A 15565-nucleotide genomic window follows, 5' to 3' on the forward strand; every position below is an offset into this window, starting at 1 on the left:
CATGCAGAATTGTTGACTCAAAAGTGGTTCGCAAACCGGCGCCGACCCCCTATATCCGCTTGAACAGTTTTTCTTCCGATCAGGCGGCGCGCATCGCATTTCAAGGCCGCCCCCGCCAAGGAGCCTTTCATGGCGCGCGACACCATCGACGAAACCCCGATCGAAACGCCGGATCAGCTTGCCGACTGGCTCGCCGTCGGCTGCAAGCCGGAAGAACGTTTCCGCATCGGCACCGAGCACGAGAAGTTCGGCTTCCACACCGAGGATCACATCCCGGTTCCCTATGAGGGGCCGCGCGGTATCCGTCGGCTGCTCGAAGGCATGGAAGGCCTGCTCGGCTGGGAGCGCATCGAGGATCGAGGCAAGATCATCGGTCTCGTCGATCCGACCCATGGCGGGGCCATCAGCCTTGAACCGGGCGGTCAGTTCGAGCTGTCCGGCGCGCCGCTCGAATCGATCCACCAGACCTGCCGCGAGACGAACTCGCATCTTGCGCAGCTGATGGAGATCGCCGAGCCGCTCGGCATGAAGTTTCTCGGCATGGGCGTGTCGCCGAAATGGTCGCTCGACGAGACGCCGCGCATGCCGAAGTCGCGCTACGACATCATGAGCGCCTACATGCCGAAGGTCGGCACGCATGGCCTCGACATGATGTACCGCACCTCGACCATCCAGGTGAATCTCGACTTCTCCAGCGAAGCCGACATGGTCACCAAGATGCGCGTTGGCCTTGCCCTGCAACCGATTGCGACCGCGATTTTTGCCGCTTCGCCGTTCCTCGACAGCAAGCCGAACGGCTTCCTTTCGTATCGTGCCGAAGTCTGGCGCCACACCGATCCGGACCGCACCGGCATGCTGCCGATCGCCTTCCATGATGATTTCGGTTTCGCCTCTTACGTGAACTGGGCGATCGACGTGCCGATGTATTTCGTCAAGCGCGGCGACACCTATCACGACGTCACCGGCCACACCTTCCGCGACTTCATGGAAGGCCGGCTCGAGAATATCCTGCCGGGTCAGCGCCCCACCGTCGGCGACTGGAACAACCACCTCTCGACCCTGTTCCCCGACGTCCGGCTGAAGCGCTACATCGAGATGCGCGGTGCCGACGGCGGCCCGTGGCGTCGTATCTGCGCGCTCCCGGCCTTCTGGACCGGCTTGCTGTACGACGCCGAATCGCTTGCCGCGGCGGCCGACCTCGTTGCCGACTGGACCGAGGCGGAGCGCCTGCAGCTGCGCGACGACGTGCCGAAACTGGCACTGCGCGCGCCGTTCCGCGATCACACGGTGCGCGAGATCGCTCGCGATGTGGTGGCCCTGTCGCGCGCCGGCCTCGCCCGCCGCGCCAAGCTGAACAGTGCCGGCTTCGACGAGACGGGCTTCCTTGCGCCGGTAGAGGAATCGCTCGCCATCGGCGAGACGCCCGCCGACCGCATGCTGCGCCGCTATCACACCGACTGGAACTGGGAGATCGACCCGGTCTTCGAGGAATACGCCTACTGAGTCGCCATACCGGGTGCTTCGAACCCGCAGGGTTCGCAAGGCCGACCGGCCGCCGGCACTTATGTGCCGCCCACGCGGAGGGCCAGCCCTGCAGGGGCGTACGGCCCGTGAGCGGAATAGCTCGCTCGCAGGGTTCGCTAGGTCGACTGGCCGCCGGCACTTATGTGCCGCCCACGCGGAGGGCCAGCCCTGCAGGGGCGTACGGCCCGTGAGCGGGATAGCTCGCTCGCAGGGTTCGCAGGGCCGACCGGCCGCCGCTGCAAGCTCTCCCTCGTCATCCTCCGGCTCGACCGGAGGATCGGCCAGCCAATTGCGCCAGATTGGCCGGTTCGGAGCGGGTGCTGCCGTTTCTATCGTCCCAAGACGCGATCCCTGGACGTGTTGAGAGCGATCCTCCGGTCGAGCCGGAGGATGACGAGGTGATTGTTTCCCGAACCCGAATGCATCCCCGTCTTTTCGGGAAATTGACGAGTCCGCCTTCCTCCCCGATCATATGGTCGGGAGCCAGCTGATCGCTGGCCGGGGGAGGCGCCCATGAGCTATTCGCTCATCAATATTCTTTTCGACGCGCAAAACGGCGACGCCGTCAGCAATTTCGCCAAACGCTTCGGTCTCGGTTTCGACGACACCGAGCGGGTCATGGAAGCGTTGATGCCGGCCTATTCGCGCGGCTTCAAGCTGAACACCTCGAACCCGCTCAGCCTGGCGAATTTCCTCGATGTCCTCGGGCAGGACCGCCATATCCGCTACTGGCGCGATCCCACGGCAGCCTTCACCGCCAACGCCTTCGACGATGGTGCCGGCATCCTACGGCACATCTTCGGCTCCGACAGCCTGGTTTTCGCGATCGCCAGGGAGGTCGCGAAAAAGACCGGCGTTCCCTACGACACCGTCGAGAAAATGATGCCGCCGATTGCCGCCATGCTTGTTGGCGGCATCGCCGAGGAACTGCCGCGCACCTCATTTGGCGAATTGATCGACGCCTATCTCGACGGGTTCGCCCGTGGGCGCCCCGATCCGGAGCCTGAACCCGAGCCGCTCCCTCTTGGGCCATCGAGCTTCTTCGACGCGGTCGGCACGTTTTTCGAAGGTCTTTCGCGCGGCCGGACCGAGGACAATGAGACCGAGGACGATGAGACCGAGGCCGAACCGGAGGAGGAAGGAGAAGCCGAAGCGGAGGAGGAATTCGAGGCAGACGCCGAGGAGTTTTCCCCGAACGGCGAGGAACTCACCGGCGAAGACCTGTTCGGCAGCCTGCTCGACGCCGGCGTGGAGCTGAGCCAGAGCCATGTCAGCGCCATGAGCGAGGTGTTCGAGCGCTTCTGGGATATCTCGCCGCAAATGCCGGGCGACGACGACTGAGACGAATACGGCGGCGAAGCCCGAAATGCTCCGCCGCCATTTCCCGATCTGTTCGCTACCGAATACGTGGGAAGAGCGTCAGTCCCACATCGGGACCGTGCTGCCGCCACTTTCGCGCTGCTTCATAACCTTGGCCTGGATGTATTTCTGGAAGTGCGTGTCCTTCCAGTGGCCCTCATGGACGAATTCGTGCATCGAAATGAAGTGGAACGGCTTGAAGTAGCCCGGCATACGCACCGTCTCGGCGTCCTTGCCGCTCTTGCCGGCAACGTCGGCCTCGCGCGAGAAGAAGCTGATCGACGGCGTGTACATCACGCCCCATTTGCGCGCCAGATCCCGCTCTTCCATCGTTTCACCGTCGAAATCGGTGGTTTCGCGCGAACCCCACATGTCGAGCTGCACGACGACGAAATTGTTCTTGATGTAGTCGGCGATCTCGGGAATCGCGAAGTTCTTGACGTGCATCTCGCGGCAGTAGGGGCAGCCGCGCTGTTCGAAGATGACGGCGAAGTCCTTGCCGGCGGCCTTCGCCTCTTCGAAGTCTTCCGCCATGTCGAGGAAGGATTCGTGAAACCACGGCTGGACATGCAGTCCGTTCGGGCCGACTTCGCCTTCGCCTGCAGCTTTCACCAGAGACGGCGCTGCAAGTGTGCCCGCAGCCGCGCCTGCGGCCGCACCGAGCATGAAACCTCTACGGTTGAGATTGATCATCGTTTCCCCCTCATGGAACGCGTTTGATTGGTCTTGTTTGATACGATCATACCTCACTGTCAGATGGTGAACAGAGGCGCGTTGTCAAAGCTTCGCGAGCGTGGGCCAGTGTGCCGACGTTCCCGTCTCGCCCGGCGCGGGAAGTCGTGATAGGGAATTCCCAAGGGCCGCGCTTCCCGCTGCCCTGTTTTTTCGGTTTTCGTTCGGTGAGATGCCATGCGCGTTCTGGTGATCGAGAATTTTGCCGCGACCACGCTCGGTCTGGTCGGGACCGCGCTTGAGGAAGCCGGCGCGGAGCTCAGCGTGATCCGCACCTTCGAGGGGCCTGTCACGATCCCCACCGACTCGGACGGCTTCGACGCGCTGGTGGTGCTTGGCGGCGCGCAAAACGCCCTTGCCGACGACACCCACCCCGAATTGCCGCGCATTGCCGCCCTGACGAAGGCGTTCGGCGACGCCGACAAGGCGGTGCTGGGCATCTGCCTCGGTGCCCAGCTCGTCGCTCGCGGTTATGGCGCGGAAAACCTTCTTGATCGCGGCATCGAATTCGGCTGGCAGCCGGTCGGTCCGACCGAAGCGGGCCGCAGCGATCCGGTCATTGAGCCGCTCGGTGACGCCGCGCCCGTGTTCCACTGGCACAGCGACACGTTCACCTTGCCGCCGGGCGCCGAGCACCTCGCCACCAGCGATCTGACCCGCCATCAGGCCTTCCGCATCGGCCGCGCGGTATACGGCATCCAGTTCCATTTCGAGGCGAGCCGTGCGCTGGTCGAGGAATGGTGCGAGGTCTTCGCCGATCATATCGCCGAACATACGCCGGACTGGCCGCTGCGGATGGAAGAGGAAAGTGCCCGCCACGGCGTGCTCGCCGATACGGTGGGGCTTGAAATCGGCCGCCGCTGGGTGTCGCTGATCCGCTGAATTTGTCAGGAGAACACACCGTGCGCGTCCTTGTCATCGAGAACACCAACCCCTCGAAGATCGGCCTTCTTGGCGTGGCGCTGGAAGAAGCCGGCGCCGAACTCGATGTGCTGCGCGCCTACGAGACGCCCGATGCTGTGCCGGCTAATTCAAGCGGCTACGATGCGCTCGTCGTGCTTGGCGGGCCGCAGAATGCGCGCGCCGACGATCTCCATCCCGAATTGCCGGCAATCGCCGCGCTAACCCGTAACTTTGGCGATGCCGACAAGGCGGTGATGGGCATCTGCCTCGGCTCGCAACTCGTCGCGCGAGGTCACGGCGCGGAAAATGTGCTCGACCGGCCGATGGAGTTCGGCTGGCACGAGGTTCGGCAAAGCGCCGAGGGTGCCGCCGATCCGGTGATGGCGGCGATCGGCAGGGGCGAGCCGATCTTCCACAGCCACCGCGACACCTTCACCCTGCCGCCGGGCGCGGTGCATCTCGCCTCAAGCGACCGCACGCCGAACCAGGCCTTCCGGCTCGGCCGCGCCGTCTATGCCGTGCAGTTCCATTTCGAGGCGAGCCGCGACGTGGTCAGTTTCTTCAGCGACGCCTTCGCCGAGCGCATCGCCAGTCACACGCCCGACTGGCCGCAGCGACAAGCCAGCGAAGCCGAAACGCACGGCGTTCGCGCCGATGAGGTCGGGCTCGACATCGCCCGCCGCTGGGTGTCGTTGATTCGGTAGAGCAGGGGTTATTCGACGACGGCGTCGGCTTCGAGTTCGACCAGCCAGTCCGGGTCGACGAAGCCGGAAACCTCGACGAAGGTGCAGGCCGGGCGGATGTCGCCGAATGCTTCGCCATGCGCTTTCGCCGCCTCTTTCCAGCGCGAAATATCGGTCACCATCACCCGCGTGCGGATGACGTCGCCAAGCGATGCGCCGGCGTCGGCAAGCGCCTGTTCGATAATCTCGATGCAGCGCTGGGTCTGCCTGTAGACATCGCCGACGCCATCGGTGCCGCCGTCCGCCGCAATCGGTGCCGTGCCGGCAACCGCGATCGTGTTGCCGATCCGAACCGCGCGGCTGAAGCCGATCTCGGGTTCCAGATAGGAGCCCGAGGACACGTTCTTGCGCATTGTTCTGCTCCGAAAGTGGCTAGAGCGTCTCGCGTTCAAGCTGAATCTCGAAATGCTCTAGCCCTTTGTTTAGCCGCATCTTTGTCGACGCCAATTGTTCCAATTGGCTGCACGATGCTCTAACCGACCACCACGATGTGCAGTGCCCGCGGCCCGTGTGCGCCCAAAAGGATCGTCTGCTCGATGTCGCCGGAGCGCGACGGGCCGGTGATCATGTTGACGGTGCGCGGCATCGTTCCCTTGCCGTTATAGGCGCGCAGCCGCTCCCACATGGTCTCCATGTCGCCGGTGATGTCCTCCGCCGCGACCACCACGATGTGGGTCTCGGGCAGGAAGTTCAGCGTCGTCGGATTGTCGGCGCCCGATTGCAGCACCAGCGTGCCGGTTTCGGCGATGCCGGCGAAGCTGTGCGACAGGCCGACCGCGTCGTGCCCGTCGGACGGGCCGGTCTGAACGTCAAGCGTCGGCGTCTTGTCCCACGGCACGCCGGCAAGGCGCGGATCGTTGCCGCGCCGCAGTGCGGCCGGCAGGTTCTTGTCGCGCAGATAGGTCTGCAGCGCGGCGGGCAGTTCGTCATAGGAACCGATGCGGGCAACGCTCGCCTGCACCTTCTCTGCTTGCTCGACGAACATGCCGATGCGCTCGGCGAGCGGCAGCTGGCCGCGCTTCGGGATCACCCCGCGAGGCGTCTCGGCGAGGCGCGTTTCAGTGATCGTCCGCCGTTCGGTGTCGTCGCCTGCAACGCCGAGCGAACGTTTCAGGCGGGCAAGGATGGCGTCGCGTCCGCTCATTGCTGTGCTCCCCGGTTGCCGCTGGCGCGCTGGCGTTCGGCCCATTGCTGCTGGAAGGTTTTGCCCTGCGGCGCCGGCAGGTCGCGATGTCCGGTCCAGCCGCCGGCAAGCGGCAGCCGCGAGAACCGGCCAGAGCGTTTGCCGAAGAACGACATGAACCGCGCCGCAAGCCCGGTCGCGAACTGATAGAGCTTCGGGCGCTTGGCCAGGAACGCCCACAGCTTCAGCCCGTTGCGCTGGGTCGTCGGCTGCAGATTGCGCTCGAACTCGCGCTCGCGCCAATGCCGCATCATCTTCGGCAGCGGGATGCGCATCGGACACACGCTCTCGCAGCGCCCGCAGAAGGTCGAGGCATTCGGCAGATGGCCGGACTGGTCGACGCCCCACAGCGTCGGCGTCAGAACGGCACCCATTGGGCCCGGATAGACCGAGCCGTAAGCATGGCCGCCGACCGCGTGATAGACCGGGCAGTGGTTCATGCAGGCACCGCAGCGGATACAGCGCAGCATGTCCTGGAACTCTGTGCCGAGCATCGCCGAGCGGCCATTGTCGAGCAGCACGACGTGATAGGCGTCGGGACCGTCCGGGTCGCCCGGGCGGCGCGGGCCGGTCGAAAAGGTGGTGTAGACCGACATATCCTGGCCGGTGGCGGAGCGCGCCAGAACGCGCAGGATCGTCGCCACGTCGTCGAGCGTCGGCGTCACCTTTTCGATCGAGGCGACCACGATATGGGTGCGCGGCAGGATCTGGGTTAGATCGCCATTGCCCTCATTGGTGACGATGATCGAGGTGCCGGTCTCGGCGATCAGGAAGTTGGCGCCGGTAATTCCGACATCCGCGCCGAGGAAGGTATCGCGCAGCACCTCGCGCGCTTCGCCCAGAAGCGATGTCGCTTCTTCCAGATTGCGTTCTTTCGGCAGATGGGTGTGCACGCGGCGGAAGTCGGCCTCGACCTCTTCCTTGTTGACGTGCACTGCCGGCGCGATGATGTGGCTTGGCGGCTCGTTGCGAAGCTGGATGATGTATTCGCCGAGGTCCGTCTCCACCGGGCGGATGTCGTTCTCGAGCAGGTGCTCGTTGAGCCCGATCTCCTCGGTGATCATCGACTTGCCCTTGGTCACCGTCTTCGCGCCCGCCTGTTTGCAGATGTCGAGGATGATGGCGCGGGCATCCGCCGCCGTCTCCGCCCAGTGAACCTGGCCGCCGGCCTCCGTCACCTTCTTTTCGTAGGCCTCCAGATAGAGGTCGAGATGGGCCAGCGTGTGGTTCTTGATATCGCGCGCGTTGTCGCGCAGCGCCTCGAACTCGGGCAGCGCGGCGGCAGCCTTCGCCCGCTTGGTGATAAAGCCGCGCTTGACGTTGCCGAGCGCCTTTTGCAGCCGGGCATCGCCGAGCGCTTCAGACGCCTGTTCCTTGAAGGCGGTCGATTTGATCTGCATGACGCCCCTCAATCCTGCGGTTCGCCGATGGCCGGCGTATCGGCCATGCCGGCAAGCACTTCCGCGACGTGGCGCACCTTAATGGTCTGTCCCTCGCGCTGCATCTTGCCAGCCATGTTCATCAGACAGCCGAGATCGCCGCCGAGCAGGGTTGCGGCGCCGCTCGCCGTCACGTTCTCGCTCTTCTTGCCGACGATGGCGTTCGAGATGTCGGGATATTTGACACAGAACGTGCCGCCGAAACCGCAGCACACGTCGGATTCTTCCATTTCCGTCAGCGACAGCCCCTCGACCGAGGCAAGCAGCGCGCGCGGCTGGTCGTGAACGCCGAGTTCGCGCAGGCCCGAGCAGGAATCATGGTAGGTCACCGAGCCGTCGAACTTGGCCGAAACGGTGTCGATCTTCAGCACATCGACGAGGAAGCTCGTCAGCTCGAAGACCTTGTCGGCAAAGGCTTCGGCGCGCGTCGCCCAATGTGCGTCGCCGGGGAAGAGATGCGGGTAGTGCACCTTCATCATCGCCGCGCAGGAGCCCGACGGCGCGACCACATAGTCGAAGTCCTCGAAGGCGGAGATCACCTGCTCGGCAAGGTCACGGGCATCCGCCGTGTCGCCGGAATTGTAGGCCGGCTGGCCGCAGCAGGTCTGCGCTGGCGGCACGACGACCCGGCAGCCGGCGTCCTCCATCAGCTTGACGGCGGCGAAACCGACCGAAGGCCGCATGAAATCGACCAGGCAGGTAACGAACAACCCGACGGTGGGCTGCGAGGCGGCGGGCGAGGGGCTCAAGCTTGTGACTCCCTGGTGTCGGAGGCGGTCCGGCGCTTGCGCGCCGGCGAAGGGGACATATGCGACGACCGCTCGGCCATTTGCTGCAGGCGGAGCGCGGCGACCGTTTCCCAGTCTCCGGCGCGCTGCACCTCGCGCATCGTCGTCTCCACGTAATCGATATGGGCCTCTGCTGCCAAGCGCGAAGCGACCGGATCGCCGCTGATGATCGCCTCGTAGATGGCCCTGTGCTGGGAAAGCAGGTTCTCACGGGCGCCGGGGAAGGCATAAACCGTCATGCGATTGTAGAACACGCCGTCGGACAAAAGCCGGTAACAGGCCCTGAGCGTGTGCAAGAGGATCATGTTGTGCGCGCTCTCGCCGACCGCATTGTGAAATTCGACATCGATCGCGGCCTCGGCATCGAAGTCGCCCCGGCCGTGCGCTTCTTCCATCCCGGTGAACAGGCGCGTCAGGATTTCCTTGTCCGCTGCGGTCGCCCGCAACGCGGCGAGTTCGGCGGCGGTTCCTTCGACCTCGCGGCGGAATTCAAGATAGTCGGCGACGGCGCGCGGATGACGGCGGATCAGGTCGACGATCTGGTCGGAGAACACCGTGCCGATCACGTCGGAGATGAAGGTTCCCTCGCCGTGACGCGAGGTGACGAGCCCGCGCTCCTCAAGTTTCTTGATCGCTTCGCGCAGGATCGGCCGCGAGACATCAACTTTTTTGGCCAATTCGCGCTCGGCCGGAAGCCGGTCGCCGGAGCGCAGAATGCCTTGCAGGATCAGGCTTTCGAGCTGCTCGACAACGGCGTCCGCCGTGCGGTTGTGGCTGATCTGGTGAAAAACCATTCGTTGGCACTGTATTTTAGCGATATCTGAAGTATCTGCCGCGTCGGTGCGCAAATAGCCTTTTCAGCGGGCCATTTTGTTGCTGACGCATGCAGGGCTCGGCATCGAAACTATTCTGCATTGCTTTCAGTGGTCAACATTGTTACCCAATAGACCAATGGCGGGTAACCGCACCGGCGTGGCGTCTGGACAATGAATGAGGGCTGGCCATCGGCCCCTTGATCGGTCTAGATTTCGGTCGGGAACAACGATCCGTCTTTTCAAGAAACGGACTTTCGACATCCAAGGGAGGAAACAGGGATGAAGAAATTTCTCGCTGCATCGGCTCTGACCGCTGCTATTGCGATGACTGGTGCTCCGGCTCAGGCTCTCGACAAGCTGAACTGGGACATGCAGTCGACCTATTCGAGCTCGCTGACGCAGCTCGGCACGCTCGGCAAGGTGATCTCCGAGCGTCTCGCGGCCGTTTCCGGCGGCGACATCAAGCTGACTTTCCAGGAGCCGGGCGCCATCGTGCCGGCACTCGAAGCGTTTGACGCGGTCTCCTCGGGCGCCATTCAGGCCGCCTGGTCGACCCCGGGTTACTGGACCGGCAAGGACTCCGCCCTTGCGCTGTTCGCCGCCGTGCCGTTCGGCCCGAGCGCCGGCGAATACTACGCCTGGATCAAGTTCGGCGGCGGCCAGGAGCTGATGGACGAAATCTACGCTCCGCACGGCATCAAGTCGCAGATCTGCGCCGTCATCGCCCCGGAAGCTTCCGGCTGGTTCAAGAAGGAAATCAACTCGGTTGACGACCTCAAGGGCCTGAAGATGCGCTTCTTCGGCCTCGGCGCCAAGGTCATGGAAAAGATGGGCGTTTCGACCCAGCTCCTGGCCGGCGGCGACATCTTCCCGGCGCTTGAACTCGGCACCATCGACGCCACCGAATTCTCCATGCCGGCGATCGACCTGAAGCTCGGCTTCTACCAGGTCGCCAAGCACTACTACTTCCCGGGCTGGCACCAGCAGTCGACCCTGTTCGAACTGATGATGAACAAGGAAGAGTGGGACGGTCTCGGCGACGACACCAAGGCGCTGATCGAAACCGTTTGCGAAGCCAACGTCGCTTACGGCCTGGCCGAAGGCGAGGCGATCCAGTTCGACGCGCTGGCCAAGCTGAAGGCCGAAGGCGTGACCATCCACAAGTGGGACCAGTCGATCCTCGACGCCCTGCAGGCCGCCTGGCTTGAGGTTGTGGACGAAGAAAAGGCAAAGAACCCGAACTTCGCCAAGGTCTGGGAATCGCTCTCGACGTTCCGCGCCGGCTACAAGACCTGGAAGGACATCGGCTACCTCCAGTAAGCCGCTGTTTCTCTTGAGGAATAAGGCGCCGCGCGGACATGCTTCGCGCGGCGCCGGAATTTCAGCCGGACCGGGTCTTTCGTTCCTATCGTGACAGCACACAACGTGCGAACAGGCGTTAGTCCGTTCCGCTGATCGGGCGTGGTCGTCAGAGGTTCCCGCGGGAACCGTTCTCCGATCCCGACCCCGTTTCTTTGACACTGGCGCCCCGCAATCGTGGCGTTGCGTGCCGTATTGAGCGTTTCCGCCGATTTCCCGTGAGGACACCGCGCGGCGCTCCAGGGGGAGAGAGCACCATGGGTTCCGCTCTGGCCGGCCTTGGCCTGCTGTTGGCGGTGGTCGCATCGATGCCAGCCGATCTGCTGGGCGATGCAATCACGTCCTACGCGATTTGGTTTTACGCAGCCGGCGCCGTACTGATCGTCTTGGGCGCAGCGCTGGGCGCGCGGCCCGTCATCGTCCTGCTCGGCGTACTGATCGCCGTGCCCTTGTTCTTCATCATCCCCGACGGACTGCCGGGCATCCTCAAGGCCAGCGGGATGAACGCGAAGTCGGTGTACCGCAACCACGAGCAACTTCTCGTGTTGTGCAGCCTTGCGGTGATGATCGCGGTGTTCCTGCTGGTGCTGTTCCGCAACCGCAGCGGCGTCTTCGCCGGCATGACGGAGTCGGCCGAGGATATCGACGATTTCGTCATCAAGGTCGGCAAGCTGGCCGCCTGGCTGTTCATCCCGCTGATGCTCGTCATCACCTACGACGTCACCCAGCGCAAGATCCTCGACTACTATCCCGACTATCTCGATACGGTCTTCTCGTTCAGTTCGACCAAGCTGCAGGAACTCGAGTGGCACCTGCACGCCACGCTGTTCCTGTTCTGCCTCGGTTTCGGCTATGCCAGGGATGCGCATGTCCGCATCGAACTGGTTCGCGACCACCTCAAGCCGAAGAGCCGCGTCTGGCTCGAAATCATCGGCGCGATGCTGTTCCTGCTGCCTTACTGCTATCTGGTCGTGAAGTTCGGCTACACCTTTGCTGAACGCGCCTGGACCTCGAACGAAGTGTCCGCGGCCCAGACCGGCCTCAGCCATCGCTGGATCATCAAGGCGATCCTGCCCGCCGGCTTTGCGTTCCTCGCACTGTCGGGCATCGCCGGCCTGTTGAAGAACATCGTCTACCTCTTCGGTCCCGACGATCTGAAACCCCGTGTTGCCGAATATGCCGGCACCCACCACGCTGACCAGCCGGACGATCTCGCCGAGCATGGTCCGATCACAGACTGACGGGGACATCGAAGATGGAAACCTTCATCGAATATTTGCCCCTGTTCATGTTCGTGGCGCTCGGGCTCTTTCTTTTCACCGGCTTTCCGGTCGCCTTTATCCTCGGCGGTATCGGGCTTGGCTTTGCCTTCCTCGCCGACCAGCTCGGTGCGTTTAACGTCGCCCGTCTGGTCGTCGTGCCGAACCGCATTTTCGGCGGCTCGATGGAAAATCCGGTTCTGGTCGCCATCCCCATGTTCATCTTCATGGGGACGATGCTGGAAAAATCGGGTGTCGCCAAAGACCTGCTGCACTGTCTGCAGGTGCTGACCCGGCGTGTACCCGGCGGTCTCGCTCTCTCGGTCACGCTGATGGGCACAATCATGGCCGCGACCACCGGCATCATCGGTGCCTCGGTCGTGATGATGACGCTGCTCGCGCTGCCGGTGATGATGGAGCGCAAATACGACATCCCGCTCGCGACCGGTACCATCGCGTCGTCCGGCACCCTCGGCATCCTGATCCCGCCATCGATCATGCTCGTCATCATGGCCGATTTGATGTCGATCCCGGTTGGCACCGTGTTCATCGCCGCCATCGTGCCGGGCCTGCTTTTGTCGGCGCTCTACTCGCTCTACATCTACGGCCTGTGCCATTGGAAGCCGCATCTCGCACCGCCGCTTCCCGATGATATCGGCCCGAAAAACCGCCGCGAATTCTGGGCGATGATCTTCCGCAGCTTCGTCCCGCCGGTGCTGCTCATCGTGCTGGTGCTCGGTTCGATCTTCGCGGGCTTTGCCACACCGACCGAGGCGGCCGGCGTCGGTGCCATCGGTGCGACGCTGCTGGCCATCTACAACCGCGCGCTCAACAGCGAAATCCTCAAGGACGTTTGCCATCGTTCGGCACTCACGACCGCGATGATCTTCGGCATCTTCGTCGGTGCGACCTGCTTCAGCCTGGTGTTCCGCTGGCTCGGCGGCGATGTGCTGATCGACGAGTTCATCAACGCCGCGGGCATCGGCTCCTGGGGAATCCTGCTCGTCATCATGGGCATGATCTTCTTCCTCGGCTTCTTCTTCGACTGGGTCGAGATCACGCTCATCGTGTTGCCGGTGTTCGGTCCGATCGTCGCCGCCCTCGATTTCGGCGGTCATGTCGGCGAATGGCCGGGCGTGTCCGAGTCGGCGCTGATCTGGTTCACCATCCTGGTGGCGGTGAATTTGCAGACATCGTTCCTGACCCCACCATTCGGGTTCGCGCTCTTCTACATGAAGGGCGTCGCCCCTCCGGGCGTTAAGATCCAGCACATCTACAAGGGCATCATTCCCTTTGTGATCCTGCAGTTGATCGGTCTGGCTCTGGTCGTCAGCTTCCCGGAAATAGCACTGTGGCTGCCAAGCACGCTGCTCAAATGACCTGATCCCGACGGCCCCGGCAAAAACCGGGGCCGTCTCGCATCTGTCGCCGTTTTTGTGATATCGCCACGCAGTGGGTTTACTGCGCGAAGGCAGGTGTATGCTTTGCCGCGGTCGTTGGTGGTCAGCAGAAGGAACGGGTCATGGGTGAAACGTCATCGGCCGGCGGAGGGGCGGTCTTCGAAGAACACCCGTTGCGCCAGACGCTGCTCGACGAGGTCCACGCGCGACCTTTCCCCTTGCTCGAGGCGCCGCTGCGCTCGATCCATCTTGCCTTCATGAATGCCAATACGGATGCCGAAAGCGAATTGGCCGCCGTCAGCGCGCTGTTTAGGGCTCATGGAGCCAAGCCGCCGGCCGCCGGTGCTCGTTATCACCGCAGTCCGATCGATATCGGCATCCTGCGCTGGGAACGGCACTCGGAATTCTCGACCTACACCTGGGAATCGAAGCCCGGCGAAGATCCGTTGCGGGAAGTCGCGCCGCGCGGCCCCTTCGGCGATGGCTTCACCCAACCCGGACCGCTGTTGTCGGCCTTGCGCCTGATCTTCCTGCCCGATCCCGGTGATGCGGGGCTTGAGAAACTCCTTGAGGCTTTCGATCCCGTCAGCCTCAGCGTCTCCGAAGTCACGCAGGGCAAGGGCCTGTTCGCGACCGACCTGAAGCAGGATCCACAGGGCTATATCCGCTACCTCGTCGTCGACCACGGCATGAGCCTCAGCCGCGCCGGTTCCGTCATCCTGCGCTTGCACGAGATCGAGACTTACCGGACGCTTGCGCTGCTCGGCCTGCCGGAAGCGCAGGCGGTGGCGCCGCGTGTCCGGCGGATGGAAGAGGAGCTGAGCGGCATTACCGCCGCCATCCGCGACACCACCGAACTGACCGCCAACCGGGAACTTCTCGCCCGTCTGACAAATCTGGCCGGCGAGCTCGAGGCCGATGTCGCGCGCATCAGCTACCGCATGAGCGCGACGCGCGCCTATGACGAAATCCTGCAGTACCGCATCGATGCGCTTGACGAAAAACCGACGCCGGGCCACGGCACGCTTGACCGCTTCCTCGCCCGCCGCCACAAGCCCGCGATCCGGACCTGCAATTCCGTTCAGAAACGTCAGGAGGCGCTGGCCCAGAAGCTCGGCCGTGCCATCGACCTGCTGCGCGCCCGGGTCGACATCGATCTGGAACAGCAGAACGGCGAATTGCTGGAATCGATGAACCGGCGTGCGCGCATGCAGTTGCGCCTGCAGCAGACGGTCGAAGGCCTGTCGATCGGCGCCATCAGCTATTACCTCATCGGCATCGTCGGCTACGCCGCCAAGGGGCTGAAAGAAGCCGGCGTGTTTCCGGTTAAGCCGGAAATCGTCATGGGCGCGGCCGTACCGGTCGTTCTCGGCTTCGTCTGGATGATGGTGCGCCGGATCCGCAAACACCACGCCGAGCACGACGACGGCTGATTGCTGCACCTCGGAGCGGCAACAAAAAAGGCCGGGACAAGCCCGGCCTTTTCAAATCTCGCGAGAATGCCGTGAGGCTTACTTCTCGTTGCCTTCCAGGTCGAACGACGACAGGTAAGCGATCAGGTCGGCGGCCTGCTTGTCGTCGAACTTCTGCTTGGTCATCTTCGACTTGCCGCCGATATAGGCCGACGGGTCGCGGGCGTATTCGACGATCTCGGCCGGCTCCCAGGTGCCGATCTCGCCGGCCTTGGCCTTCAGCAGGTCGGAATACTTGGCAGAATAGCTCTCCCAGGTCGCGGCTTCGCGGCCGACGATGCCGTTGAGAACCGGGCCGACAGCGTCTTTCGCCTTGTCGCCGACGCGGTGACAGGCCTTGCACTTGTTGAAGACCTTCTTGCCAGCCTTGGCGTCGCCGCCAGAGAAGTCCTGAGCGGACGCAGCGCCCGTCACGGCGATCATCGCAGCCGCAGCAAGACCAATAATATATTTCATGAGGAATGCCCTCCGGTTGTTTCCATTGCTCTCGAACACCGGGCCGCCCCTGGACCGGAAGCGGGACCATATCATGCAATTTTGGAATGTCAGCCCCCCGCGCTTTAGAGGCGTTAAAGAGAGCCCGGGGGCG

15 protein-coding genes are annotated in these 15565 nt (G+C 63.5%); 8 read left to right on the forward strand and 7 right to left on the reverse strand.

Features of this window, described 5'->3' with window-relative positions; genetic code table 11:
* The first annotated feature begins 129 nt into the window (after positions 1–129).
* Positions 130–1503 carry a glutamate--cysteine ligase gene (locus tag C0606_15465; GenBank protein ID PLX36116.1) on the forward strand — a complete coding sequence of 458 codons (1374 nt, stop codon included), beginning with the start codon at positions 130–132 and terminating at the stop codon, positions 1501–1503.
* A gap of 534 nt (positions 1504–2037) precedes the next feature.
* Complete coding sequence (locus C0606_15470) at positions 2038–2865, forward strand: hypothetical protein (GenBank protein ID PLX36117.1); 828 nt, start codon at positions 2038–2040, stop codon at positions 2863–2865.
* A 78-nt stretch (positions 2866–2943) separates the two neighbouring features.
* On the opposite strand, the gene C0606_15475 is transcribed toward C0606_15470, so the two are convergent.
* Positions 2944–3576 (reverse strand): thioredoxin, encoded by a 633-nt coding sequence (locus C0606_15475; protein ID PLX36118.1) that lies wholly within the window; start codon positions 3574–3576, stop codon positions 2944–2946.
* A 216-nt stretch (positions 3577–3792) separates the two neighbouring features.
* Between C0606_15475 and C0606_15480 the strand changes: the two genes are divergently transcribed.
* Together C0606_15480 and C0606_15485 are read left to right on the forward strand one after the other, a co-directional pair.
* On the forward strand, positions 3793–4497 hold the full coding sequence (locus C0606_15480; protein ID PLX36119.1) for a GMP synthase: 705 nt from the start codon (positions 3793–3795) through the stop codon (positions 4495–4497).
* A 20-nt stretch (positions 4498–4517) separates the two neighbouring features.
* Positions 4518–5222 carry a GMP synthase gene (locus tag C0606_15485; protein ID PLX36120.1) on the forward strand — a complete coding sequence of 235 codons (705 nt, stop codon included), beginning with the start codon at positions 4518–4520 and terminating at the stop codon, positions 5220–5222.
* A gap of 8 nt (positions 5223–5230) precedes the next feature.
* Here the strand turns inward: C0606_15485 and C0606_15490 are convergent, their stop codons facing one another.
* The 5 genes from C0606_15490 to C0606_15510 all read right to left on the reverse strand — a co-directional run bounded on the left by C0606_15490 (position 5231) and on the right by C0606_15510 (position 9465).
* Positions 5231–5614, reverse strand: a complete 384-nt coding sequence (locus tag C0606_15490; protein ID PLX36121.1) for a hypothetical protein — start codon at positions 5612–5614, stop codon at positions 5231–5233.
* A gap of 119 nt (positions 5615–5733) precedes the next feature.
* Positions 5734–6405: a lactate utilization protein gene (locus C0606_15495; GenBank protein PLX36122.1), complete on the reverse strand. Its 672-nt coding sequence runs from the start codon at positions 6403–6405 to the stop codon at positions 5734–5736.
* A complete protein-coding gene (locus tag C0606_15500) occupies positions 6402–7844 on the reverse strand; it encodes an iron-sulfur cluster-binding protein (protein ID PLX36123.1) in 1443 nt (480 codons plus the stop codon). The genes C0606_15495 and C0606_15500 overlap by 4 nt, the downstream gene beginning before the upstream one ends.
* A gap of 8 nt (positions 7845–7852) precedes the next feature.
* Positions 7853–8566, reverse strand: coding sequence for a Fe-S oxidoreductase (locus tag C0606_15505; protein PLX36365.1), 714 nt, complete (start codon positions 8564–8566; stop codon positions 7853–7855).
* A 62-nt stretch (positions 8567–8628) separates the two neighbouring features.
* Complete coding sequence (locus C0606_15510; GenBank protein PLX36124.1) at positions 8629–9465, reverse strand: GntR family transcriptional regulator; 837 nt, start codon at positions 9463–9465, stop codon at positions 8629–8631.
* Positions 9466–9765: 300 nt separating this feature from the next.
* Between C0606_15510 and C0606_15515 the strand changes: the two genes are divergently transcribed.
* The 4 genes from C0606_15515 to C0606_15530 all read left to right on the forward strand — a co-directional run bounded on the left by C0606_15515 (position 9766) and on the right by C0606_15530 (position 14937).
* On the forward strand, positions 9766–10806 hold the full coding sequence (locus C0606_15515) for a C4-dicarboxylate ABC transporter (protein ID PLX36125.1): 1041 nt from the start codon (positions 9766–9768) through the stop codon (positions 10804–10806).
* 659 nt (positions 10807–11465) lie between these two features.
* Positions 11466–12086, forward strand: coding sequence for a C4-dicarboxylate ABC transporter permease (locus C0606_15520; GenBank protein PLX36366.1), 621 nt, complete (start codon positions 11466–11468; stop codon positions 12084–12086).
* A 14-nt stretch (positions 12087–12100) separates the two neighbouring features.
* Positions 12101–13483, forward strand: coding sequence for a C4-dicarboxylate ABC transporter (locus tag C0606_15525; GenBank protein PLX36126.1), 1383 nt, complete (start codon positions 12101–12103; stop codon positions 13481–13483).
* Positions 13484–13626: 143 nt separating this feature from the next.
* Positions 13627–14937 (forward strand): DUF3422 domain-containing protein, encoded by a 1311-nt coding sequence (locus C0606_15530; protein PLX36127.1) that lies wholly within the window; start codon positions 13627–13629, stop codon positions 14935–14937.
* A 78-nt stretch (positions 14938–15015) separates the two neighbouring features.
* Here C0606_15530 and C0606_15535 read toward each other — a convergent pair whose 3' ends face one another.
* Entirely contained in the window at positions 15016–15507 is a 492-nt protein-coding gene (locus C0606_15535) for a hypothetical protein (protein ID PLX36128.1), read from the reverse strand.
* Positions 15508–15565: the final 58 nt, after the last annotated feature.

Source organism: Hyphomicrobiales bacterium, assembly GCA_002869065.1.
Lineage (GTDB): Bacteria > Pseudomonadota > Alphaproteobacteria > Rhizobiales > Rhodobiaceae > Rhodobium.